21 protein-coding genes and 1 riboswitch are annotated in these 21,923 nt (G+C 58.1%); of the genes, 10 read left to right on the forward strand and 11 right to left on the reverse strand.

Annotated elements, in window-relative coordinates:
- Positions 1-541: 541 nt before the first annotated feature.
- Complete coding sequence (gene uvrB / locus ACMWLG_RS00085) at positions 542-2,557, forward strand: excinuclease ABC subunit UvrB (protein WP_045403784.1); 2,016 nt, start codon at positions 542-544, stop codon at positions 2,555-2,557.
- Between the two features lie 72 nt (positions 2,558-2,629).
- Here uvrB and yvcK read toward each other — a convergent pair whose 3' ends face one another.
- A complete protein-coding gene (gene yvcK / locus ACMWLG_RS00090) occupies positions 2,630-3,538 on the reverse strand; it encodes a uridine diphosphate-N-acetylglucosamine-binding protein YvcK (RefSeq protein WP_023310851.1) in 909 nt (302 codons plus the stop codon).
- Positions 3,539-3,763: 225 nt separating this feature from the next.
- Positions 3,764-3,897, forward strand: a riboswitch (molybdenum cofactor riboswitch).
- Between yvcK and moaA the strand changes: the two genes are divergently transcribed.
- The 6 genes from moaA (at position 3,885) to ACMWLG_RS00120 (ending at position 7,364) form a co-directional block, all read left to right on the forward strand.
- On the forward strand, positions 3,885-4,874 hold the full coding sequence (gene moaA, locus ACMWLG_RS00095) for a GTP 3',8-cyclase MoaA (protein WP_045619210.1): 990 nt from the start codon (positions 3,885-3,887) through the stop codon (positions 4,872-4,874). Its footprint overlaps the riboswitch before it by 13 nt.
- A 24-nt stretch (positions 4,875-4,898) precedes the next feature.
- A complete protein-coding gene (gene moaB / locus ACMWLG_RS00100) occupies positions 4,899-5,411 on the forward strand; it encodes a molybdenum cofactor biosynthesis protein B (RefSeq protein ID WP_045403780.1) in 513 nt (170 codons plus the stop codon).
- 3 nt (positions 5,412-5,414) lie between these two features.
- Positions 5,415-5,900, forward strand: a complete 486-nt coding sequence (moaC, locus tag ACMWLG_RS00105; protein WP_023292962.1) for a cyclic pyranopterin monophosphate synthase MoaC — start codon at positions 5,415-5,417, stop codon at positions 5,898-5,900.
- Complete coding sequence (gene moaD / locus ACMWLG_RS00110; RefSeq protein WP_008501143.1) at positions 5,893-6,138, forward strand: molybdopterin synthase sulfur carrier subunit; 246 nt, start codon at positions 5,893-5,895, stop codon at positions 6,136-6,138. The genes moaC and moaD overlap by 8 nt, the downstream gene beginning before the upstream one ends.
- Position 6,139: 1 nt before the next feature.
- Entirely contained in the window at positions 6,140-6,592 is a 453-nt protein-coding gene (moaE, locus tag ACMWLG_RS00115) for a molybdopterin synthase catalytic subunit MoaE (protein ID WP_045403777.1), read from the forward strand.
- Positions 6,593-6,656: 64 nt separating this feature from the next.
- Complete coding sequence (locus ACMWLG_RS00120) at positions 6,657-7,364, forward strand: Bax inhibitor-1 family protein (protein ID WP_008501145.1); 708 nt, start codon at positions 6,657-6,659, stop codon at positions 7,362-7,364.
- Between the two features lie 105 nt (positions 7,365-7,469).
- On the opposite strand, the gene ACMWLG_RS00125 is transcribed toward ACMWLG_RS00120, so the two are convergent.
- The 3 genes from ACMWLG_RS00125 to ACMWLG_RS00135 are packed head-to-tail and all read right to left on the reverse strand — an operon-like array spanning position 7,470 to position 10,428.
- Complete coding sequence (locus ACMWLG_RS00125) at positions 7,470-8,432, reverse strand: lysylphosphatidylglycerol synthase transmembrane domain-containing protein (RefSeq protein ID WP_033144983.1); 963 nt, start codon at positions 8,430-8,432, stop codon at positions 7,470-7,472.
- A complete protein-coding gene (clsB, locus tag ACMWLG_RS00130; RefSeq protein WP_045403774.1) occupies positions 8,432-9,670 on the reverse strand; it encodes a cardiolipin synthase ClsB in 1,239 nt (412 codons plus the stop codon). The genes ACMWLG_RS00125 and clsB overlap by 1 nt, the downstream gene beginning before the upstream one ends.
- Positions 9,667-10,428, reverse strand: a complete 762-nt coding sequence (locus ACMWLG_RS00135) for an endonuclease/exonuclease/phosphatase family protein (RefSeq protein ID WP_023334979.1) — start codon at positions 10,426-10,428, stop codon at positions 9,667-9,669. The genes clsB and ACMWLG_RS00135 overlap by 4 nt, the downstream gene beginning before the upstream one ends.
- A 133-nt stretch (positions 10,429-10,561) precedes the next feature.
- On the opposite strand from ACMWLG_RS00135, the gene ACMWLG_RS00140 reads away from it, so the two are divergent.
- Positions 10,562-10,972: a YbhQ family protein gene (locus ACMWLG_RS00140; RefSeq protein ID WP_014883088.1), complete on the forward strand. Its 411-nt coding sequence runs from the start codon at positions 10,562-10,564 to the stop codon at positions 10,970-10,972.
- Here ACMWLG_RS00140 and ACMWLG_RS00145 read toward each other — a convergent pair.
- The 5 genes from ACMWLG_RS00145 to cecR are packed head-to-tail and all read right to left on the reverse strand — an operon-like array spanning position 10,934 to position 16,574.
- Complete coding sequence (locus ACMWLG_RS00145; protein ID WP_045403772.1) at positions 10,934-12,040, reverse strand: ABC transporter permease; 1,107 nt, start codon at positions 12,038-12,040, stop codon at positions 10,934-10,936. The two genes, ACMWLG_RS00140 and ACMWLG_RS00145, sit on opposite strands and share 39 nt — an antisense overlap.
- 9 nt (positions 12,041-12,049) lie before the next feature.
- On the reverse strand, positions 12,050-13,183 hold the full coding sequence (locus ACMWLG_RS00150) for an ABC transporter permease (RefSeq protein ID WP_023310861.1): 1,134 nt from the start codon (positions 13,181-13,183) through the stop codon (positions 12,050-12,052).
- On the reverse strand, positions 13,173-14,912 hold the full coding sequence (locus ACMWLG_RS00155) for an ATP-binding cassette domain-containing protein (protein ID WP_045403770.1): 1,740 nt from the start codon (positions 14,910-14,912) through the stop codon (positions 13,173-13,175). Before ACMWLG_RS00155 ends, ACMWLG_RS00150 begins: the two co-directional genes overlap by 11 nt.
- Complete coding sequence (gene hlyD, locus ACMWLG_RS00160; protein WP_045355736.1) at positions 14,905-15,900, reverse strand: secretion protein HlyD; 996 nt, start codon at positions 15,898-15,900, stop codon at positions 14,905-14,907. Before hlyD ends, ACMWLG_RS00155 begins: the two co-directional genes overlap by 8 nt.
- Positions 15,897-16,574, reverse strand: a complete 678-nt coding sequence (gene cecR / locus ACMWLG_RS00165) for a transcriptional regulator CecR (protein ID WP_045403768.1) — start codon at positions 16,572-16,574, stop codon at positions 15,897-15,899. Before cecR ends, hlyD begins: the two co-directional genes overlap by 4 nt.
- A gap of 207 nt (positions 16,575-16,781) precedes the next feature.
- Here cecR and rhlE point away from each other — a divergent pair, with 207 nt between their 5' ends.
- Together rhlE and dinG are read left to right on the forward strand one after the other, a co-directional pair.
- On the forward strand, positions 16,782-18,167 hold the full coding sequence (gene rhlE / locus ACMWLG_RS00170) for an ATP-dependent RNA helicase RhlE (protein WP_023334986.1): 1,386 nt from the start codon (positions 16,782-16,784) through the stop codon (positions 18,165-18,167).
- Between the two features lie 97 nt (positions 18,168-18,264).
- A complete protein-coding gene (gene dinG / locus ACMWLG_RS00175; protein ID WP_045403767.1) occupies positions 18,265-20,442 on the forward strand; it encodes an ATP-dependent DNA helicase DinG in 2,178 nt (725 codons plus the stop codon).
- Here dinG and ACMWLG_RS00180 read toward each other — a convergent pair.
- Together ACMWLG_RS00180 and ACMWLG_RS00185 are read right to left on the reverse strand one after the other, a co-directional pair.
- Positions 20,429-20,932 (reverse strand): fimbrial protein, encoded by a 504-nt coding sequence (locus tag ACMWLG_RS00180; RefSeq protein ID WP_045403764.1) that lies wholly within the window; start codon positions 20,930-20,932, stop codon positions 20,429-20,431. The genes dinG and ACMWLG_RS00180 overlap by 14 nt on opposite strands.
- Positions 20,929-21,921, reverse strand: coding sequence for a fimbrial protein (locus ACMWLG_RS00185; protein ID WP_045403826.1), 993 nt, complete (start codon positions 21,919-21,921; stop codon positions 20,929-20,931). Before ACMWLG_RS00185 ends, ACMWLG_RS00180 begins: the two co-directional genes overlap by 4 nt.
- Positions 21,922-21,923 lie beyond the last annotated feature (2 nt).

Raw genomic sequence — 21,923 nt, forward strand, 5'->3', positions numbered from 1 at the left:
CGGTTGGTTATGAATGACGCAACTGTTAATCATCAAAAAATAGCTATAAAATTTTTTTACTGCCGTCTCGTGGGAAAAACCGGGAATTTGCCGAGCGCCAGTCTGCATGGGCTGGAAGCAGTTATCCACTATTCCTGTGGATAACCATGTGCATTAGAGTTAGAAAACACGCGATAAGCGAGAGAAGACGCGGCTTACGCCCAAATTGGCGCGAAACGCGGCTTTAGAAAATATCGTTTATTATTTAATTGCTTAGATAAAAGCAATTCCCGTCATGAAAGTGTCACCCGTTGCCACAAAACTATCATTACCTGGCTTGACAAATGTTAAAAAAGAAAAAGTTCTGGGGATAACCTGACCTGACTGGTGTTTTATATTGTCACAGTCCAAATTTTGGCCGCTATCGCGCTAATCATTCAGGCGCTATGCTAAATATCCTGACATGCCACTGGTTTTTCATCCAGTGTTTTTTACTGGCATTCCTGGCAACAACGAGTAAAATTACTCACCTGCCGCTTATAACGTCATCAGGTTGTCGCCCATGAGTAAACCGTTCAAATTGAATTCTGCTTTCCGTCCATCTGGCGATCAGCCTGAGGCGATCCGTCGTCTGGAAGAGGGGCTGGAAGACGGGCTGGCGCACCAGACGCTGCTGGGGGTAACCGGCTCGGGTAAAACGTTCACCATCGCCAACGTGATTGCGGATCTCCAGCGCCCAACGATGGTGCTGGCACCCAACAAAACCCTGGCCGCGCAGCTTTACGGCGAGATGAAAGAGTTCTTCCCGGAAAACGCGGTGGAGTATTTCGTCTCCTACTACGATTACTACCAGCCTGAAGCCTACGTACCGAGCTCTGACACCTTCATCGAGAAGGATGCCTCGGTGAACGAGCACATCGAGCAGATGCGTCTGTCGGCCACGAAGGCGCTTCTGGAGCGTCGCGATGTGGTCGTCGTCGCGTCGGTTTCCGCGATCTACGGTCTGGGCGATCCGGATCTCTATCTCAAGATGATGCTGCACCTGACGCAGGGGATGATTATCGACCAGCGCGCCATCGTTCGCCGTCTGGCGGAGCTGCAGTATGCCCGTAACGATCAGGCGTTCCAGCGCGGCACCTTCCGCGTACGCGGTGAGGTGATCGACATCTTCCCGGCGGAATCGGACGATATGGCGCTACGCGTCGAGCTGTTTGACGAAGAGGTTGAACGCCTGTCGCTCTTCGACCCGCTAACCGGACACATTGAATCGGTGATCCAGCGCTTCACCATCTACCCGAAAACGCACTACGTGACGCCGCGCGAGCGTATCGTGCAGGCGATGGAAGAGATCAAAGTGGAGCTGGCCGAGCGCCGTAAGGTGCTGCTGGCGAACAATAAGCTGCTCGAAGAGCAGCGCCTGAGCCAGCGTACCCAGTTTGACCTTGAGATGATGAACGAGCTGGGCTATTGCTCCGGCATTGAAAACTACTCGCGCTTCCTCTCCGGGCGCGGGCCGGGCGAGCCGCCGCCGACGCTGTTTGACTACCTTCCGGCAGACGGTTTGCTGGTGATCGACGAATCCCACGTCACGATCCCGCAGATCGGCGGGATGTACCGCGGTGATCGGGCGCGTAAAGAGACGCTGGTAGAGTACGGGTTCCGCCTGCCGTCAGCGCTGGATAACCGTCCGATGAAGTTTGAAGAGTTTGAGGCATTAGCGCCGCAAACCATTTACGTCTCGGCCACGCCGGGCAACTACGAGCTGGAGAAATCCGGTGAAGACGTTGTCGATCAGGTTGTGCGTCCGACCGGGTTGCTCGACCCGATTATTGAAGTTCGTCCAGTGGCTACGCAGGTGGACGATCTGCTCTCAGAGATCCGCGCCCGTTCCGCCATCAACGAGCGCGTGCTGGTGACCACGCTCACCAAGCGTATGGCGGAAGACCTCACCGAGTATCTCGAAGAGCACGGCGAGAAGGTGCGCTATCTGCATTCGGATATCGACACCGTGGAGCGCATGGAGATTATCCGCGATCTGCGTCTGGGCGAGTTTGACGTGCTGGTGGGGATCAACCTGCTGCGAGAAGGTCTGGATATGCCGGAAGTCTCGCTGGTGGCGATTCTGGATGCGGACAAAGAGGGTTTCCTGCGTTCTGAACGCTCCCTGATCCAGACCATCGGCCGCGCCGCGCGTAACGTCAACGGGAAAGCGATTCTGTACGGTGACAAAATCACCCCGTCGATGGCGAAAGCGATTGGCGAAACGGAGCGCCGCCGCGAGAAACAGCAGCGCTACAACGAAGAGCACGGCATTATCCCGCAGGGGCTGAACAAGAAGGTGGTGGATATTCTGGCGCTGGGTCAGAACATTGCCAAAACCAAAGCGAAAGGTCGCGGCAAGGCGCGTTCAGTGGTGGAAGAGGATGCCGTCGTGCTGACGCCGAAAGCGCTGCAGCAGAAAATCCACGAGCTGGAAGGGCAGATGATGCAGCACGCGCAGAACCTGGAGTTCGAAGAAGCGGCGCAGATCCGCGACCAGCTTCATCAGCTGCGGGATCTTTTCATCGCGGCATCGTGAGTAAAGCGTTGTTTTCTCCCTCTCCCTGAGGGAGAGGGCCGGGGTGAGGGCATCAGGCCGCACAAAACGAATCTAGCCCAGCGCCTGAATCGCCTTCTCCAGCGCCTCGCGCAGCAGGTGACGGTCATGGCGATACTTAATGTCACTCGCTTCCAGCGGCTCCTGCACCACCACGCGGTCGCCAATACCCGACACATCCACCTTCGGCCCGACCACGACGCCGTCGATAATTTTTTTGCCGACGTACTGCTCCATTAATTCAAGCTTATCTGCCAGCGACAGGCTCGCCGCCGCCGGACTCAGTTCACGTCCCAGGTTACCGATGTAAACCATCGGGGCAGGGGTGCGGCGCAGCGCCTGCGCCAGCTCTTTCACCAGCAGAATGGGCATCAGGCTGGTATAAAAACTGCCCGGACCGATCAGGATAAGATCCGCTTCTCCGATGGCCTCCACCGCTTCTCGCGTGGCGGGTACGCTCGGATAGGTCATTAACTCCGTGGGCGGCAGAATGAGCTGGTCGATATTCACCTCGCCGTAAACTTCATGCCCTTCGGCGTCGATGGCCATCAAGTCAACCGGTTGTTCAGACATGGGGATCAGGAATGCGTCCACTTTGAGCAGATTACGGATTAAGTTGATGGCTTCCAGAGGCCTTACGCTCAGGTGATCGAGCGCCTTTAACATCAAATTTCCGAGGTTATGTCCGGAAAGTTCGCCATTACCGCCAAAACGGTACTCAAACATCGCCGACGCGACGCTTGGCTCGGTAATTAACTGGTTCAGGCAGTTGCGCATGTCTCCCCAGGCAATACCGCCTTCGGCACGACGAATGCGTCCGGTTGAGCCGCCGTTGTCGGTGGTGGTCACTATCCCTGTCAGCCTTGAGCCGAGTGACGACAAAGAGGACATAACCCGGCCTAAGCCGTGTCCTCCGCCAAGAGCGACCACTCGGTCAAGATCCGCAAAAGTGCGATTGCGCATACGTATTCCTTATCACGTTCGATCGCGTAACAGTAACCTAACTACCCCTAAAAGACGATGCCTCACCCGACGCAAAATGACGTATATCAATGTGAAAATGCGGTTTTTAGGTATTCTGTAGCGAAAATGCAGGATTGATTCGCTATATACGTAACTATATAGCGAAAGGCGATAATGGCGTCGTGAGAATTTCCGCGCTACTATCGCCCTAACCACGTTTTCAAAATTGAAAACATACACTCTAGCCCTTGTGCCTGTGTCGAAAGATATGGCGCTCTGGCCGTGGCGAATTTGCCACCAGGGTACAGAAAGAAATGACTGTGCCTCCCGATCTGGAAAGGTGTACATGGCTTCACAACTTACTGATGCTTTCGCGCGTAAGTTTTATTACTTACGTCTGTCGATTACCGAAGTGTGCAACTTCCGTTGCACCTACTGCCTGCCCGATGGCTACAAACCGGGCAGCGTCACCAATAACGGCTTTCTCTCCGTGGATGAAGTGCGCCGCGTCACGCGCGCCTTCTCTGAGCTCGGCACCGAAAAAGTGCGCCTTACCGGCGGTGAACCCTCGCTGCGCCGCGATTTCCCCGACATCATTGCCGCCGTGCGTGAAAACGAACGTATCCGCCAGATTGCGGTAACCACCAACGGTTACCGTATGGCGCGCGACGTAGCCACCTGGCGCGATGCGGGCTTAACCGCCATTAACGTCAGCGTGGACAGTCTGGACGCCCGCCAGTTTCACGCCATTACCGGCCAGGATAAATTCCAGCAGGTCATGGACGGTATCGATGCGGCATTTGCGGCCGGCTTCGAAAAAGTCAAAGTCAACACGGTGCTGATGCGTGATGTAAACCATCACCAGCTCGATACTTTCCTGGCGTGGATCAAAACCCGCCCCATTCAGCTGCGTTTTATTGAGCTGATGGAAACCGGCGAGGGCAGCGAGCTGTTTCGCCGCCATCACATCTCCGGCATGGTGCTGCGCGACGAGCTGCTCAGGCGCGGCTGGATCCACCAGATCCGCCAGCGCAGCGACGGTCCGGCGCAGGTCTTCTGCCATCCTGATTATGAAGGCGAGATCGGGCTTATCATGCCTTACGAGAAAGACTTCTGCGCCAGCTGCAACCGCCTGCGCGTCTCTTCCGTGGGCAAACTCCATCTCTGCCTGTTCGGCGACGGCGGCGTGGACCTTCGCGATCTGCTGGAAGACGATGCGCAGCAGGAGGCGCTTGAAGCGCGCATTTCTGAAGCACTGACGCATAAAAAACAGACCCACTTCCTGCATCAGGGCAATACCGGCATTACTCAGAACCTGTCTTACATTGGCGGGTAACCAGTCTTAAGAAGGAATCAGAAGATGAGTCAGGTCAGTGCAGAATTTATCCCGACACGCATTGCGATCCTTACCGTTTCCGACCGCCGTGGCGAAGAGGATGATACTTCCGGCCACTGGCTGCGCGAGGCGGCCCATGACGCGGGGCATAACATTGTTGATAAAGCGATCGTGAAGGAGAACCGCTACGCCATTCGCGCGCAGGTCTCGCAGTGGATCGCCAGTGATGAGGTGCAGGTGGTGCTGATCACCGGCGGCACCGGCTTTACCGCGGGCGATCAGGCGCCTGAAGCGCTGCTCCCGCTGTTCGACCGCGAGGTGGAAGGCTTCGGCGAGGTGTTCCGCATGCTCTCCTTTGAAGAGATTGGCACCTCCACGCTGCAGTCGCGCGCCGTTGCCGGGGTGGCGAACAAAACCCTGATTTTCGCCATGCCGGGCTCGACGAAAGCCTGCCGCACCGCGTGGGAAAACATCATCGCCCCGCAGCTGGACGCCCGTACCCGTCCGTGTAATTTCCATCCCCATTTAAAGAAATAAGCTATGTCACAACTGACCCACATTAACGCCGCTGGCGAAGCGCATATGGTGGACGTCTCCGCCAAAGCGGAAACGGTGCGCGAGGCGCGCGCCGAAGCGTTCGTCACCATGCTGCCGGAAACGCTGGCGATGATTATCGACGGCAGCCATCACAAGGGTGATGTCTTTGCGACCGCGCGCATCGCGGGTATTCAGGCCGCCAAGCGCACCTGGGATCTCATCCCGCTGTGCCATCCGCTGATGCTGAGCAAGGTGGAGGTGAACCTGCAGGCGCAGCCGGAGCAGAGTCGCGTGCGCATTGAGTCACTCTGCCGCTTAACCGGCAAAACCGGCGTGGAGATGGAGGCGCTGACGGCGGCCTCCGTTGCCGCGCTGACCATCTACGACATGTGCAAAGCGGTGCAGAAAGATATGGTGATTGGCCCGGTTCGCCTGCTGGCAAAAAGCGGCGGCAAATCCGGTGATTTTAAGGTGGACAGCCATGATTAAGGTGCTCTTTTTTGCGCAGGTGCGCGAGCTGGTGAATACCGACAGCCTGACGCTGGATGCCTCTTTTGAAAACGTTGCGGCCCTGCGCGCGCATCTGGCGGCACAGAGCGACCGCTGGGCGCTGGCGCTCGACGAAGGCAAGCTGCTGGCCGCCGTTAACCAGACGCTGGTGGAGCTTACCCATCCGCTGAAGGCCGGGGATGAAGTGGCCTTCTTCCCGCCGGTCACAGGGGGCTAAGATGGCTGAAACCCGAATTCTGGTGAGTCCTGAGCGTTTTAACGTAGGGACCGAATACGGCTGGCTGGCGGAACGCGATGAAGACGGCGCGGTCGTGACCTTTACCGGCAAGGTGCGCAATCACAACCTCGGTGACAGCGTGAAGGCGCTGACGCTGGAGCACTATCCCGGCATGACGGAGAAATCGCTGGCGGAGATTGTCGACGAGGCGCGAGGCCGCTGGCCGCTCGGGCGCGTCACGGTTATTCACCGTATCGGCGAGATGTGGCCCGGCGAGGAGATTGTCTTCGTCGGCGTGACCAGCGCCCACCGCGGCAGCGCGTTTGCGGCAGGGGAGTTCATTATGGATTTCCTCAAAACCAAAGCCCCGTTCTGGAAGCGCGAAGCCACGCCGGAAGGGGATCGCTGGGTAGAATCTCGCGACAGCGATAAGCAGGCCGCCAGCCGTTGGTAGTTGGTTTACGTGGATGTGTTACTCTTAACGAGTGTGTCTACTTAATCTTAATCAGGAGTGAATCATGGACCGATTTCCGCGTTCCGATTCAATAGTACAGCAGACCCGTAGCGGCCTGCAGACGTATATGGCTCAGGTGTACGGCTGGATGACGGTTGGCCTGCTGCTTACCGCGTTTATCGCGTGGTATGCAGCGAACACGCCGGAGCTGATGATGTTTATCTTCTCCAGCAAAATCACCTTCTTTGGGCTGATTATTGCGCAGCTGGCGCTGGTGTTTGTGCTTTCTGGTCTGGTGCACAAGCTGAGTGCCGGCATGGCAACGACCCTGTTTATGCTCTATTCGGCGCTAACGGGCCTGACGCTTTCCAGCATTTTCATCGTTTACACCTATTCATCCATCGCCAGCACCTTCGTGGTGACCGGCGGGATGTTTGGTGCGATGAGCCTGTACGGTTACACCACGAAGCGCGATCTGAGCGGCTTCGGCAGCATGCTGTTTATGGGGCTGATCGGGATTGTGCTGGCGTCGCTGGTGAACCTGTGGCTGAAGAGCGACGCGCTGATGTGGGCTGTGACCTATATCGGGGTGGTGCTCTTCGTGGGGTTAACGGCCTATGACACCCAGAAGCTGAAAAACATCGGTGAGCAGATCGACGTGCGCGACAGTTCCAACCTGCGCAAATACTCCATTCTGGGCGCGCTGACGCTGTATCTGGACTTCATCAACCTGTTCCTGATGCTGCTGCGAATTTTAGGCAACCGTCGTTAAGGTTGTTTTGCCGGGTGGCGGTGTGGTCTGGTGCCCTCACCCTGACCCTCTCCCACGGGAGAGGGAACAAACATCAAAAACGGCAACAAGGTTGCCGTTTTGCTTTTATTTCGCCAACGCCTTCTCGTTCTTCGCTCTCAGCTTCTTCGCCCGACTCTCCAGCACCAGATAACAGACCGTTGCCAGCGCCAGCGGCAGGAAATAATACAGCATGCGGTACGCCAGCAGGGCGGCGATAATCGTTCCCTGAGAGACATGCTCCCCGGCCAGCAACGCGATAAATACCGCCTCCAGCACGCCGATCCCGGCAGGAATATGCACAATTACGCCCGCAATACTGCTCACCAGCAGCACGCCCAGCACGAAGAAGTAGTTCACGTCCTCGCCAATCAGCAGCCAGATAATGGCCCCCATTGCCATCCAGTTGGCGCTGGAGACCGCCATCTGCAGCACCGCAAACTTCCACGAGGGCAGAACCAGCTTTTGCCCCTTGATGGTCATATGGCGGCGTCTGGCAAACGCGCAGGCCCACAGATAAACGGCGATAATCAGTAGCAGCACGATGCCCAGAATGCGCAGCGTCGCCTCATCGATATACCAGTGCGCGGGCAGTTGCACCACGCCGATGGTGAAGATCACCCCGCCGAGCAGAATATAGCCCAGCCAGTTGGTGGTGATGCTTAACGAGAAAATGCGCGTGATGGTCCCGCCCGGCAGTCCGAGCCGCGAGTAAAGGCGATAGCGCATGCCAATGCCGCCGACCCAGGTGCTCAGCGTCAGGTTAAAGGCGTAGCAGATAAACGACACCAGCATAACCTGACGTTTGGCCAGCTTGTGGCCGCAGTAAGCGCGGCCCAGCAGGTCATAGCAGCCGTACATCAGGTAGCTGACAATAACCAGCCCCACAGCGCCCAGCAGCACCATCCGGTTATAGTTGCGGATGACTTTCCACACCTCTTCCCAGTCAACTTTCTGCGCGTAGACCACCAGCAGAACCGCGACCGCAATAAAAAACAGCCAGGTCAGGATCTTTTTTGCCAGCCGCCAGCGCGGATGCGATTTCGACATCAGGGTTTGCCTCCATCTTCCGCTTCAATACGGTCCTGGGTTTCCATTTCCGGTTGTACCGGCGGGTCCACCTGCGCCAGCTTAGGCGTATGCGCCGGAAGCCAGCCGACCATCGCCGGGAAATGGCGCAGGAAGTGGAACACCACCACGCTGATGCCCAGGTTCCACCAGGTACGTTTGGGGACCATGGACTCGTCCACGCGCACGCTGTCGTTAACGATTAGCGCCTGCAGGTTATCCCGCAGGGTCTGGTTAAACTGGCGATCGTGAATGATCAGATTAGCCTCGAGATTGAGCGATAAGCTCAGCGGATCGAGATTACTCGAACCCACGGTGGCCCAGTGATCGTCCATCAGCGCCACTTTGCCGTGCAGCGGTCGGCGGCGATATTCGTAGATCTGTACGCCGCCCTTCACCAGGTAGTTATACAGCAGGCGTGCGCCCACTTTGACAATCGGCATATCCGGCTCGCCCTGCACAATTAGCTTCACGCGTACCCCGCGTCGGGCCGCATTGCGCATGGCGTGCAGCAGACGATAGCCCGGGAAAAAGTAGGCGTTAGCAATAATCACTTCGCGCTTCGCGTTGGCGAGCATCTTGAGATAATGACGTTCTATGTCGTCCCGGTGCTCGCCGTTATCCCGCCAGACGAAAAGGGCCTGCGCTTCGCCGGGCTTCCGGTTCTCTTCCGGGCGATGGCGGCGTCTCCACCAGCGGCGAACGGCCTCTTTACCCGGCAGGTTCTCCAGCTCAAACAGTAAGATGTCCTGCACCACCGGGCCTTCAATGCGAATGGCGTAGTCCTGCTTCGCCTCCGGGCCGTAGTCGGACATATGCTCAGCGGAGTAGTTAATGCCGCCGACAAACGCCACCGTCTCATCCACCACCACAATTTTGCGGTGCATCCGGCGGAAAAGGTTGGTCCGCATGCCGAACAGGCGAGGGCCGGGATCGTAGTAGCGAAACACCACGCCCGCGGAGGTCAATTCATTCACAAACGCATCGCTGAGATCCGGCGAGCCATAGCCATCAAGCAGCACTTCAATTTTGACGCCGCGCCGGGCGACGCGCAGCAGCACGCTATGCAACTGCTTGCCCACGTCGTCTTCGAACCAGATAAAGGTTTCGAGGATCACCTTCTGCTGTGCATGGTCAATCGCTTTAAATACGGCCGGATAATACTCGTCCCCGTTGACCAGCAGCGTGATCCGGTTGCCTTCCTGCCAGGAACATTTCATAGGTGGATCTCCGCGCTGAGCGGGGCGTGGTCGGAAAGATGTCGCCAGTTAAGGAGCGCCAGGGCGGTCGGGCTGCTGGCGTGGGCATTTTTCACGTAGATGCGGTCAAGCCGAAGCAGCGGGAAACGGACCGGGAAGGTACGCGCAGGCCTGCCGTTGGCGCGAGTAAAAATCTCTTCCAGCCCGGCATCCACCTTCAGCGGATGGTTTGCCCGCTGTCGCCAGTCGTTGAAATCGCCCGCCACCACCACCGGTTCACCTTCGGGAAGCGCGTTGGCCCATTCGGCCAGCATTTTCAGCTGCGCCTGACGATGGGCTTCGCGAAGGCCCAGGTGAACACAGCCGACATGGACAGGTCGCTCGAGGTCTGGCGGCGTAATGCGACAGTAAAGCAGGCCGCGTTTTTCGCTTTCCCCGACGGAAACGTCGCGGTTTTCGTAATGTTCAATGGGGTAACGGGACAGTACCGCGTTTCCGTGATGTCCTTCCGGATAGACCGCGTTGCGGCCGTAGGCGTAATCACTCCACATGGTGTCGGCCAGAAATTCATAGTGCGGGGTGTCGGGCCAGTTCTCAAAGTGGAGCGGATGCACTTCGTGTGCGCCCATCACCTCCTGCAGGCAGACAATATCCGCGCTGACTGTGCGTACCGCGTCGCGCAGCTCCGGTAAAATGAAGCGGCGATTAAATGCTGTGAAGCCCTTATGAATGTTTATCGTCAGCACCTTAAGCGAGAAATGCTGCATTTTTTGAGTCATAAGCTCCTTCCTGAGTGACTATCCCAATGAAAATAAAGTGTAGTCGTCGTCACAAAAAGATGCGGCGTTACGGAATTTTCCGTAAAGTGCGGTAGTCTGATTAAGCAGAGAAAAATCCTTCAGGAGAGAAGCCATGAAGTGGCAACAACGTGTTCGTGTCGCAACTGGCCTGAGTTGCTGGCAGATAATGTTGCATTTACTGGTCGTGGCCGTACTGGTGATGGGCTGGATGAGCGGCACGCTGGTGCGTGTTGGCCTGGGGCTATGCGTCCTTTATGGCGTCACCGTGCTGTCGATGCTGTTCCTACAGCGCCACCATGAAGCGCGCTGGCGCGAGGTGGGTGATGTGCTCGAAGAGCTCACCACCACCTGGTATTTTGGCGCGGCGATGATCGTGCTTTGGCTGCTGTCGCGCGTGCTGCAAAACAACCTGCTGCTGGCCCTGGCGGGTCTGGCTATCCTCGCTGGGCCTGCGGTGGTCTCGCTGCTGACCAAAGAGAAAAAGCTACGCAATGTTGCGTCTAAACATCGCGTACGCCACTGAGCCCGTCGTGGCCGCTATGACCAGTAGCGGCCACAAACTTCCCCAGACAATATCCAGACTCGCATCCTTCAGATAGATTTGCTTGGTGATGTCCGTAAAGTGCCGAATCGGGTTTACCCACGTCAGATCCTGTAGCCACACCGGCATGTTCTCGACGGGTGAAACATAACCCGAGAGCAAAATCGCGGGCATCATAAAGACGAACACCCCGATAAACGCCTGCTGCTGCGTCGAGCAGAGCGCCGAGATCAGCAGTCCAAACCCCACCAGCGACAGCCCGTAAATCACCATAGTGAAGTAAAACAGCGCCAGCGAACCGGCGAACGGGATCTGATAGGCCCAAATTCCCACCCCCAGCACGATGGTGGCCTGGAACGTCGCGACGATCAGTGCCGGGACCGCTTTGCCGACGAAAATTTGCCAGGTGGCGAGCGGGGAGACCAGCAGCTGGTCCAGCGTGCCCTGTTCGCGCTCGCGGGCGACGGAAAGGGAAGTCACGATCATCACCCCAATAGTGGTAATCATGGCGATCAGCGACGGCACCACGAACCACTTGTAGTCCAGGTTCGGGTTGTACCAGTTACGCACCACCAGCTCGCTGTTGTTGGGCTTCGGTTTGCCCTCCATCAGCTCCTGCTGGTAATCCTTCACCACCTGCTGCAGGTAGTTGGCGGCAATCTGGGCGCTGTTGGAGTTACGCCCGTCGAGGATCAGCTGCATCGGCGCGGTCTGGAAGGTATCCAGATTGCGGGAGAAATCCGCCGGGAACCGCACCAGCAGTAGCGCTTTTTGCGTGTCGATGGTGGGCGGGATCTCCTGCGGGCTTTTCAGCAGCAGGATGTGGGTAAAGGCTTTCGCACGGGCAAAGCGCTGCGTCAGCTCGACGGAATGTTTGCCGTTATCTTCGTTGTAAATGGCAATGGTGGCGTTGGTCACCTCAAGGGTGGCGGCAAACGGGAACAGTAAAACCTGGATCAGTACCGGCAAGACCAGAATGGCGCGGGTTTGCGGCTCGCGCAGCAGGGATTGCAGCTCTTTGCGTATCAACGTCCATAATCGGTGAAACATGTTCGCTCCTTAATCCAGTCGCCGTTTGGTTTTCATCCACGTCAACCCAATAAACATCGCCGCTGACGCCATTAAAAACAGCGTGTTGACGATCAGCACCACCGGAATATTCCCCGCCAGGAACAGGCTTTGCAGCGTGCTCACAAAGTAGCGTGCCGGGATGATGTAGGTCACGGCGCGGATCACCGCAGGCATACTGTCAATCTGGAAGATAAACCCGGACAGCATAATCGACGGTAAAAAGGCGGCATTGAGGGCCACCTGCGCGGCGTTGAACTGGTTGCGGGTGATGGTGGAGATGAGCAGCCCCATGCCCAGCGTACTGAGTAAAAACAGGCTGGTGATAAAAAACAGCACCACCAGCGAGCCGCGATACGGCACGCCGAGGATAAAGACTGACACCAGCATACAGAGCAACATTGCCAGCATGCCGAGGAAGTAGTAGGGAATGAGCTTGCACAGCAGCAGCTCGACGCGCGTCACTTCGGTTGAAAGCAGCGCCTCCATGGTGCCGCGCTCCCACTCGCGGGCGATCACCAGCGAGGTCAGGATCGCGCCAATCACCGTCATGATAATCGTCACCGCGCCCGGAATAATAAAGTGCTGGCTGATGGCAGCGGGGTTAAACCAGTAGCGGGTCTGTACGTCGATCAGCGGTTTAAATTCTTCACCCCGATCTTCCGCCCGCTGCATCTGCCACAGCTGCCAGATCCCCTCCGCGTAGCCCTGCACGAAGTTCGCGGTGTTTGGCTCGCTGCCGTCGGTAATCACCTGGATCGGCGCATCGGTATTTGCCCGCGCCATGTTGGCGGCAAAATCCACCGGAATGACGATCAGGCCGCGAATTTTCCCGGCCTGCATTTTCTGGATCAACTCCTGCCTGTTATCGCTGATGGTGGCGTCAATGTAGGGCGATCCGGTCATGGCGTGAGTAAAGTCCAGCGCATCTTCACTCTGCTGCTCCAGCAAAATCCCGACCCGCAGCTTGCTGGAGTCCAGGTTAATGCCGTAGCCAAAGATAAACAGCAGCAGCAGGGGGATCACCACCGCAATCAGCCAGCTGCTGGGGTCACGCACGATCTGCCGCGTCTCTTTAATGCACAGCGCGCGCACCCTGCGCCAGGAAATGGCATTACTGCGCATGGGCATTCTCCTTATCCCAGTCGTGGATGAGGGTGATAAACGCCTGCTCCATGGTCGGGTCCGGAACTTCATCATCGGCGGCCTGGTTTTTCAGGTCGTCCGGGGTGCCGTGGGCAATCAGCTTGCCGCGATACACCAGCCCGATGCGGTCGCAGTACTCCGCCTCGTCCATGAAGTGGGTGGTCACCATCACGGTCACCCCTTTTTCCACCATGCTGTTGATATGCAGCCAGAACTCGCGGCGGGTAATGGGATCAACGCCAGACGTGGGTTCATCCAGAAACAGAATATCCGGCTCGTGCATCAGCGAGCAGGCCAGCGCCAGCCGCTGTTTAAAGCCGAGCGGCAGCTCGTCGGTGGCGTGTGAAGCAATGTTCGTTAACCCGAAGGCATCGCTCATGCGGCGGATTTTGTCGTTCTGCGCCCGCCCGCGTAGGCCATACACGCCGGAGAAAAAGCGCAGATTCTGCTCGACCGTCAGGTTGCCATACAGGGAGAACTTCTGCGCCATGTAGCCCAGGTGCTGGCGCGCCTTGCCGGAGCTGACCTTCAGGTCCATGTCCAGCACCAGCGCCTTGCCGGACGTCGGCACCAGCAGGCCGCACATCATCTTAAATGTGGTCGATTTTCCCGCACCGTTCGGCCCGAGCAGACCAAAAATCTCGCCGCGCTTCACGGCAAAATTCACGTTATCGGTGGCGGCGAAATCCCCGAACTTTTTGGTGAGGGATTTGGCTTCGATCACCGTTTCGCCCGGCGTGCCTTCCACCGTGTGCAGAATCGCCCCAAGCGGCGATTCTGACGTGCCCGCGCCGCCCAGCAGGTCGATAAACGCGTCCTCAAAGCGCGGCGCGGTCTCTTCCATCTCTATCGTCGGCATGCCGGGCGCATGGCGAATATCGTCGACTGTGGTCTCTTTTTTGAGGATCACCCGTACCGAGCGGCCCTGAATCATCCCGTCGCTGACCTGCGGCAGCCTGAGCACCCGCTGCAGCAGCCTGCGGTTGGACTCCTGCGGGCTGTGCAGCAGGAAGCTGCGCCCGGCCATGCTCTGCGTCAGCGTCGTCGGCTCGCCCTGATACAGCAGTTCGCCTTCGTTCATCAGCAGCACGTCCCGGCACTGTTCCGCTTCGTCGAGGTAGGAGGTGCTCCAGAGGATCAGCATCCCGTCGCCCGCCAGCTCGTGCACCATCTGCCACAGTTCGCGGCGCGAAATCGGATCTACGCCGACGCCGGGCTCGTCCAGCAGCAGCACTTTCGGCTCGCCGACCAGCGTGCATGCCAGCCCCAGCTTCTGCTTCATCCCGCCGGAGAGCTTGCCTGCCAGCCGGTCGGTGAACGGGCCGAGGGAGGTAAACTCCAGCAGGCGCGCGAAGGTTTTCTGCCGCGTTTCGCCGGTGACGCTGCGCAGGTCGGCGTACAGGTTGAGGTTTTCCATCACCGTCAGGTCTTCGTACAGGCCAAACTTCTGCGGCATATAGCCGAGCATGGCGTGAAGGGCTCCGTCATCCTCGATCGGGTCAAGACCGAGCACGCGGGCCGATCCTTCATCCGGCTTCAGCAGCCCGGCCAGCATCCGCATCAGCGTAGTTTTCCCCGCGCCGTCCGGGCCGACCAGCCCGGTCACATAGCCTTTCTGGATAGTGCAGTTCAGCGGCGCGACGGCCGGTTTGTCCATTCCCGCGAAGCGTTTAACCAGATTATTGAGCTGAATAACCGCGTCATTCATGTCGTTCCCCGTTGTCTACTTTTACGGTGACGGGCATGCCCTGACGCAGCGCGTCGTCCGCATCGGTCACGATGATGCGCAGGCGATACACGAGGTCGGTACGCAGGTCCGGTGTTTCAACGGTTTTCGGTGTGAATTCGGCGGTAGGGGAGACAAAGCCCACTTTGCCGTGATACGGCTTGTCCGGGCGGCCGTCGGTATAGAGCAGCAGCTCGCGGCCCGGCTGCATCTGGCCGAGGTTTGGCTCATCAACGTAGGCGCGTACCCAGACCGGGCGGGTCAGGGAGAGCGTTAAGACGGTGCTGCCGGCGCTGAGCATGCTTCCCGGCTCCACGGCGCGGGTCATCAGCATGCCGTCAGACGGCGCGATTAAGGTGGTGTCGTGCAGATCCAGCTCTGCCTGGGCCAGCTGCGCCTGCGCCTGTTCAAGGCTGGCCTTCGCCTGGGCGATGTCCTGCGGTCGGTTACCGGTGTGGTACTGGCTTAATTTATCCTGCGCGGACTTCAGCGTGGCCTGCGCCTGGTCGCGGGACGAGCGTGCATTTTCCAGATCGTTGGCGGAAATGGTGCGGCTTTTCCACAGCCCCTGCTGGCGCGCGTAGAAGTTCTGCGCGTAGTCATAGGCGGCTTGCGCCTGCTTAACGGCTGCGGCGGCCTGGGCGATCTCTTCGTCGCGATAGCCTGCCAGCATCAGGTCATACTGCGCCTGGGCGACGGACACGCCCGCTTTGGCCTGCAGCAGCGCATTTTCATAGGGCGCTTTATCCAGCATCCCCAGCGTCTGCCCGCTTTTAATGGCATCACCTTCGTCCACGCTCAGCGAGGCGAGACGTCCGCCCACGCGGAAGCTCATATTCACCGTACGAATATCCACGTTACCGTACAGCGTCAGGCCTTTATCCTGATGGCTCTGATACCACAGCCATCCACCGACTCCGGCGGCAAGCAAAACAACAACCACCAGAATGATGGCGACAGGTTTTTTCATGACTTCAGGCTCCTTTGCGTTAAGCCTTGCAGGATCAGATCGACGTGACAGGCGATCACCTTGCTAATCTGCGCGACTTTATCCTCATCAAATTGTGTCCAGCCGGTGCGTAACAGGATGGTTTCCCTGCCCAGACGGAAGGCAAGGATTTCACCCAGCAGGGCGTGGGTATGCAAAACTGTCTCGGTATCACTGGCGTCCCGCCCGGTATAGGCGGCGATCAGCCGGGTCAGGTGCGAGTGCATTGGCTCAATCACCCGATCGTGTACCCGCTGGTAGGCGACGGTCGGGGAGAGCTGCTCCCGGGAGATAAACTTGCTCAGGTTGAGCGTATCGTCGTGCGTCAGCAGGCGGATCATATCGTGACAGGCATTGAGAATAAGCTGGCGAACGGCGGCGCGATCCGGCGACGGCTGGCCGAGCAGCGCGGTGGCTTCCTCAACGTGCGGGTGAAACTGCGTGCCGATAAAATCGGCGATCCACTCGGCGCAGGCGAGGTATAAATCCTCTTTTGAGCCAAAATAGTAGGTAATCGCCGCAATGTTCTGCCCGGCCAGCGCGGCAATATCGCGCGTGGTTGCATGCAGCCCGTACTCACCAAACTGCGCCAGCGCGGCGGCGATAAGCTGATTTTTGGCCTGTTCACCTTTGGTTGTTGTGGGTGTCGTATTCATGGCGGCATTAAGAATTAATCAATCGATTGATTAATATTATGCCTGATTGCCGCTAACGTCGAGGGAACGCTGAGGGATATTTTATGCGCTACGTCACAAAAGCTGCTACACTCCGCTCCTTCGCGACATTGTGGTTTTTGTCCTCCCCTATTCGTTATATCTCCCTGAAAACTACACCTGTGATGGTCGGGGCGGTTCGGAGTTTTTATGTCTTTTGATTCCCTTGGCCTGAACCCGGAAATTCTGCGCGCGATCGCAGAGCAGGGCTACGTTGAGCCAACCCCAATCCAGCAGCAGGCGATCCCCGCCGTTCTTCAGGGCCGTGACCTGATGGCGAGCGCCCAGACCGGTACCGGCAAAACCGCGGGCTTTACCCTGCCGCTGCTGGAACTGCTGGTAAAAAATCAGCCGCACGCCAAAGGCCGTCGTCCTGTCCGCGCCCTGATCCTGACCCCAACCCGCGAGCTGGCGGCGCAGATTGGTGAGAACGTGCGTGACTATAGCCGCTATCTCAACATCCGCTCGCTGGTGGTTTTCGGTGGCGTCAGCATTAACCCGCAGATGATGAAGCTGCGCGGCGGCGTGGACGTGCTGATAGCAACGCCGGGCCGTCTGCTGGATCTCGAACACCAGAACGCGGTGAAGCTCGATAGCATTGAAATTCTGGTGCTGGACGAAGCCGACCGCATGCTCGACATGGGCTTCATCCATGATATTCGTCGCGTGCTGGCCAAGCTGCCCGCGCGTCGTCAGAACCTGCTCTTCTCTGCGACCTTCTCCGACGAGATCAAGGCGCTGGCGGAAAAGCTGCTGCATAACCCGCTGGAAGTGGAAGTGGCGCGCCGCAACACCGCCTCCGAGCAGGTGACGCAGCACGTTCACTTTGTGGATAAAAAGCGCAAGCGGGAACTGCTCTCCCAGATGATAGGCCAGGGTAACTGGCAGCAGGTGCTGGTCTTTACCCGCACCAAGCACGGTGCCAACCACCTGGCTGAACAGCTGAACAAAGACGGCATCCGCAGTGCGGCGATCCACGGTAACAAGAGCCAGGGCGCGCGGACCCGTGCGCTGGCGGACTTCAAGTCCGGCGACATCCGCGTGCTGGTGGCCACCGACATCGCTGCCCGTGGTCTCGACATTGAAGAGCTGCCGCACGTGGTGAACTACGAGCTGCCGAACGTGCCGGAAGATTACGTTCACCGTATCGGCCGTACCGGCCGCGCGGCGGCAACCGGTGAAGCGCTCTCTCTGGTCTGCGTGGACGAACACAAGCTGCTGCGCGACATCGAGCGCCTGCTGAAGAAAGAGATCCCGCGCATCGAAACCCCGGGTTACGAAGTGGATCCGTCGATCAAAGCCGAGCCGATTCAGAACGGTCGTCAGGGCGGCGGTGGACGCGGTCAGGGCGGCGGCGGTCGCGGTCAGCAGCCGCGTCGTGCCGAAGGCGGTGCGCCGAAATCATCCGGCAAACCGCCGCGTCGTAACAACGACAGCAAACCGGCGGGTGAAAACCCGTGGCGCAGCGGCGAAGGGAAACCGGCAGGAGAAGGGCAGCGTCGACGTCGCCCGCGCAAGCCTGCTAACCCGCAGTAATCTGGAAGCCCGGTCGTAAAGCCGGGCTTTTCTTTTTGCGGCAGCGAAGAGAAAGTGCCACAATAGTGGCTGTTTATACAGTGTTTCAGGTTTTCCAATGGCTTTAACCGCTGCGCTCAAGGCGCAAATTGGCGCATGGTATAAGGCGCTACAACAGCAGATCCCCGATTTTATCCCCCGAGCGCCGCAGCGGCAGATGATTGCTGACGTGGCAAAAACGCTCGCCGGGGACGACGGGCGACATCTGGCGATTGAAGCCCCGACCGGCGTCGGGAAAACCCTGTCGTATCTCATTCCCGGCATCGCGATTGCGCGGGAAGAGGACAAAACGCTGGTGGTCAGCACCGCCAACGTGGCGCTGCAGGACCAGATCTTCAGCAAGGATTTACCCCTGCTGCGCAAAATTATCCCCGACCTGCGGTTTACGGCAGCCTTTGGGCGCGGGCGTTACGTGTGTCCGCGTAACCTGGCGGCGCTGGCCAGCAGCGAGCCGAATCAGCAGGATCTGCTCGCGTTTCTGGATGACGAGCTGACGCCAAACAATAAAGCCGAGCAGGAGCAGTGTGCAAAACTCAAAGCCGAGCTCGACGGCTATAAGTGGGACGGCCTGCGGGATCACACCAGTCAGGCCATCAGCGATGACCTGTGGCGCAGGCTCAGCACCGACAAAGCCAGCTGCCTGAACCGCAACTGCCACTACTACCGCGAATGCCCGTTCTTTGTCGCCCGGCGCGAAATTCAGGAAGCCGAAGTGGTGGTGGCTAACCACGCCCTGGTAATGGCGGCGCTGGAGAGCGAAGCGGTGCTGCCGGAGCCGAAAAACCTGCTGCTGGTGCTTGATGAAGGTCATCATCTGCCGGACGTGGCGCGTGACGCGCTGGAGATGAGCGCCGAAATCACCGCGCCCTGGTTCCGCCTGCAGCTGGATCTCTTCTGCAAGCTGGTGGCGACCTGCATGGAGCAGTTCCGCCCGAAAACCACGCCGCCGCTGGCGGTGCCGGAGCGGCTGAGCGACCACTGTGAAGAGGTCTATAGCCTCATTTCATCCCTGAACAACATCCTGAATCTTTATCTTCCGGCAACCCAGGAAGCTGAACACCGCTTTGCGATGGGTGAGCTGCCGGAAGAGGTGATGGAGATTTGCCAGCAGCTGGCGAAGCATCTGGAAAAGCTGCGCGGGCTGGCGGAGATGTTCTTAAACGATCTCAGCGAGAAAACCGGCTCGCATGACGTGGTACGTCTGCACCGCGTTCTGCTGCAGATGAACCGCGCGCTGGGGATGTTCGAAGCGCAAAGCAAGCTCTGGCGGCTGGCCTCGATGGCGCAGGCGTCCGGCGCGCCGGTCACCAAATGGGCCACTCGCGAAGTGCGGGACGGGCAGGTTCATCTCTTTTTCCACTGCGTGGGCATCCGCGTGGCCGATCAGCTGGAAAAGCTGATCTGGCGCAGCGTGCCGCATGTGGTTGTCACCTCTGCCACGCTGCGCTCCCTGAACAGTTTTTCAAGGCTGCAGGAGATGAGCGGGCTAAAAGAGAAAGCGGGCGACCGCTTTGTGGCGCTGGACTCGCCGTTTAACCACTGCGAGCAGGGCAAGCTGGTCATTCCGCGCATGAAATTCGAGCCGCTTATTGATAACGAAGAGCAGCACATCGCTGAAATGGCGGCCTACTTCCGCGAGCAGGTCGAGAGTAAAAAGTACCCCGGTATGCTGGTGCTGTTTGCCAGCGGGCGGGCGATGCAGCGCTTCCTCGAACACATCACCGATCTGCGTTTACTCTTGCTGGTGCAGGGGGATCAGCCGCGCTACCGGCTGGTGGAAACCCACCGTAAGCGTATTGATAGCGGCGAGCGCAGCGTGCTGGTGGGGTTGCAGTCGTTTGCTGAAGGTCTGGATTTGAAAGGCGATTACCTGACGCAGGTGCATATCCATAAAATAGCCTTCCCGCCTATCGACAGCCCGGTGGTGATTACCGAGGGGGAGTGGCTGAAAAGCCTCAACCGCTATCCGTTTGAGGTGCAGAGTTTACCTGCGGCGTCGTTTAATCTGATTCAGCAGGTCGGCCGCTTGATACGTAGCCACGGCTGCTGGGGCGAGGTGGTGATTTATGACAAACGCCTGCTCACCAAAAATTACGGCCAACGGCTCCTGAACGCCCTGCCGATCTTCCCGATCGAACAGCCAGAGGTGCCCGAGGTAAAAAAACGCCCGGCAAAACCAGCCGCCGGGCGCAAGAAAAGCATCCGTGCTAAGGGGCGCAGTCCTACTGGTAAATGAAGGTCACCTGTACCACGCTGCTGAACGTTCCTGCCGTGACCGGCAATGAGGTGGCGTAATAGCGGGCGGCCAGCGGGAAATCCGCCGTGTGATTGTTCTGGTTGATCAGCACGCTGAAGCTGGCGTCCGGGGCAAGCGAGATCTGATCCTGCGGGTCGGCAAGCTCCAGCGCCAGTCCTTTCGCGGTTCCGGTGCTGGCGAATTTAGTCGGATGAAGGCTGTCTGGTTGACCGAGAAAGGTGGCCGTGGCCAGCACGGAAGTGGTTGGGCATTTCGACAGGGTTAAGTCGAATGATTTCCATTGTCCGGTATCGCCCACATCCTTAAAATCGCTGGTATTCGCTTTGCCCATATTGACCGTCAGGTTCTGGCTGGCGCTGTCCACCTGGCAGGCGTTGGCATAAATGTTTCCGCGAACATCGAGTTGAATTTCTTCCGCCAGGCTCTGGCTGGCCACACCAAGCAGTAAAAGGGTTAATAACGTTTTCATTTGTAGGCTACCGTAATGGTTGCGACGGCATTCGCCGTTCCGGGCGTCACCTCCGAACTGGTTTGTTCGTAAGAGACGCTGAAGGGATATTGCGACTGGACATTGGCATAGGCGGTAAAGGTATTCATATATTGCCCGAAAACAGGTATCTGACCGTCAAAGAGCATTTTCACCCCCACGCCGGTGGCGACGCCGCTTTCCGGCGTTAATTTGATCACGCCGGGAAAATTCGTTTCATAGCCATTGGCGCTGGTGATCATCATTTCCGGCTGTACATCCCGATCGCAGAGCATGCCGATATTGAATACCGACTGTGAGACCAGGGTTCCCGGACCGGTAAAACGGCTCACCGGAAAATCACCCAGCGTGACGGTCAGGGATTTAGGTGACACCGAACAGGTCACTGCTTTTACCTGAACATTGCCTGAGTAAGAGAGGGTATTAGGGTCACCCAGGGCCTCAACGCGTCCCACTGCAAGGTTGAATTGCGTATTGCTCATTGTCAGTGCGCCCGAAGCCACGGTTTCGCTGGTTTTTACCAGTTCCAGCATCACGTCAAAGCTAAAGGGGATGGTAGAGTCACTGTTTATCGTACCGGAGACCTGGCCTACGGGCATGTTCGCCGAACAAATCTGGTCCGCAGCGCCGGTCACGCGCTGTCCTTTATCATTTTTTAGCGAGATACCGATACCAGCAACGCCTGTTTCATAGACGCCAGGGAGCCCGGGGATCTCTTTGCCGAAGCCGTTGTAGCACGCGATGATTGGCTGACCCGCATCCGGCGCGTAGTAACAGTTTCCCGATATGTGCACGGTGCGTTCAGTTCCCGGAATGGTCGAACCCACGGGCAGGCTGGTGGAGACCGAAATCGACGTTAATGATAGTAGCGCGGGCAGGCTCGGCGATTGGCAAGAAGCTTTTGCGTGCGGCATAAAGAGTGCTGCCGTCGCCAGAACTAAAAGTAAGAAAAATGATTTTGCTATCTGCATCA

Source organism: Enterobacter sp. 01-M-02-SI-ECC, assembly GCF_047530595.1.
In the GTDB taxonomy this organism is placed as follows: domain Bacteria; phylum Pseudomonadota; class Gammaproteobacteria; order Enterobacterales; family Enterobacteriaceae; genus Enterobacter; species Enterobacter cloacae_M.

Coding starts and splice junctions, on each gene's coding strand:
- uvrB (WP_045403784.1), top strand. CDS start 542: ATGAGTAAACCGTTCAAATTGAATTCTGCTTTCCGTCCATCTGGCGAT.
- yvcK (WP_023310851.1), bottom strand. CDS start 3,538: ATGCGCAATCGCACTTTTGCGGATCTTGACCGAGTGGTCGCTCTTGGC.
- moaA (WP_045619210.1), top strand. CDS start 3,885: ATGGCTTCACAACTTACTGATGCTTTCGCGCGTAAGTTTTATTACTTA.
- moaB (WP_045403780.1), top strand. CDS start 4,899: ATGAGTCAGGTCAGTGCAGAATTTATCCCGACACGCATTGCGATCCTT.
- moaC (WP_023292962.1), top strand. CDS start 5,415: ATGTCACAACTGACCCACATTAACGCCGCTGGCGAAGCGCATATGGTG.
- moaD (WP_008501143.1), top strand. CDS start 5,893: ATGATTAAGGTGCTCTTTTTTGCGCAGGTGCGCGAGCTGGTGAATACC.
- moaE (WP_045403777.1), top strand. CDS start 6,140: ATGGCTGAAACCCGAATTCTGGTGAGTCCTGAGCGTTTTAACGTAGGG.
- ACMWLG_RS00120 (WP_008501145.1), top strand. CDS start 6,657: ATGGACCGATTTCCGCGTTCCGATTCAATAGTACAGCAGACCCGTAGC.
- ACMWLG_RS00125 (WP_033144983.1), bottom strand. CDS start 8,432: ATGTCGAAATCGCATCCGCGCTGGCGGCTGGCAAAAAAGATCCTGACC.
- clsB (WP_045403774.1), bottom strand. CDS start 9,670: ATGAAATGTTCCTGGCAGGAAGGCAACCGGATCACGCTGCTGGTCAAC.
- ACMWLG_RS00135 (WP_023334979.1), bottom strand. CDS start 10,428: ATGACTCAAAAAATGCAGCATTTCTCGCTTAAGGTGCTGACGATAAAC.
- ACMWLG_RS00140 (WP_014883088.1), top strand. CDS start 10,562: ATGAAGTGGCAACAACGTGTTCGTGTCGCAACTGGCCTGAGTTGCTGG.
- ACMWLG_RS00145 (WP_045403772.1), bottom strand. CDS start 12,040: ATGTTTCACCGATTATGGACGTTGATACGCAAAGAGCTGCAATCCCTG.
- ACMWLG_RS00150 (WP_023310861.1), bottom strand. CDS start 13,183: ATGCGCAGTAATGCCATTTCCTGGCGCAGGGTGCGCGCGCTGTGCATT.
- ACMWLG_RS00155 (WP_045403770.1), bottom strand. CDS start 14,912: ATGAATGACGCGGTTATTCAGCTCAATAATCTGGTTAAACGCTTCGCG.
- hlyD (WP_045355736.1), bottom strand. CDS start 15,900: ATGAAAAAACCTGTCGCCATCATTCTGGTGGTTGTTGTTTTGCTTGCC.
- cecR (WP_045403768.1), bottom strand. CDS start 16,574: ATGAATACGACACCCACAACAACCAAAGGTGAACAGGCCAAAAATCAG.
- rhlE (WP_023334986.1), top strand. CDS start 16,782: ATGTCTTTTGATTCCCTTGGCCTGAACCCGGAAATTCTGCGCGCGATC.
- dinG (WP_045403767.1), top strand. CDS start 18,265: ATGGCTTTAACCGCTGCGCTCAAGGCGCAAATTGGCGCATGGTATAAG.
- ACMWLG_RS00180 (WP_045403764.1), bottom strand. CDS start 20,932: ATGAAAACGTTATTAACCCTTTTACTGCTTGGTGTGGCCAGCCAGAGC.
- ACMWLG_RS00185 (WP_045403826.1), bottom strand. CDS start 21,921: ATGCAGATAGCAAAATCATTTTTCTTACTTTTAGTTCTGGCGACGGCA.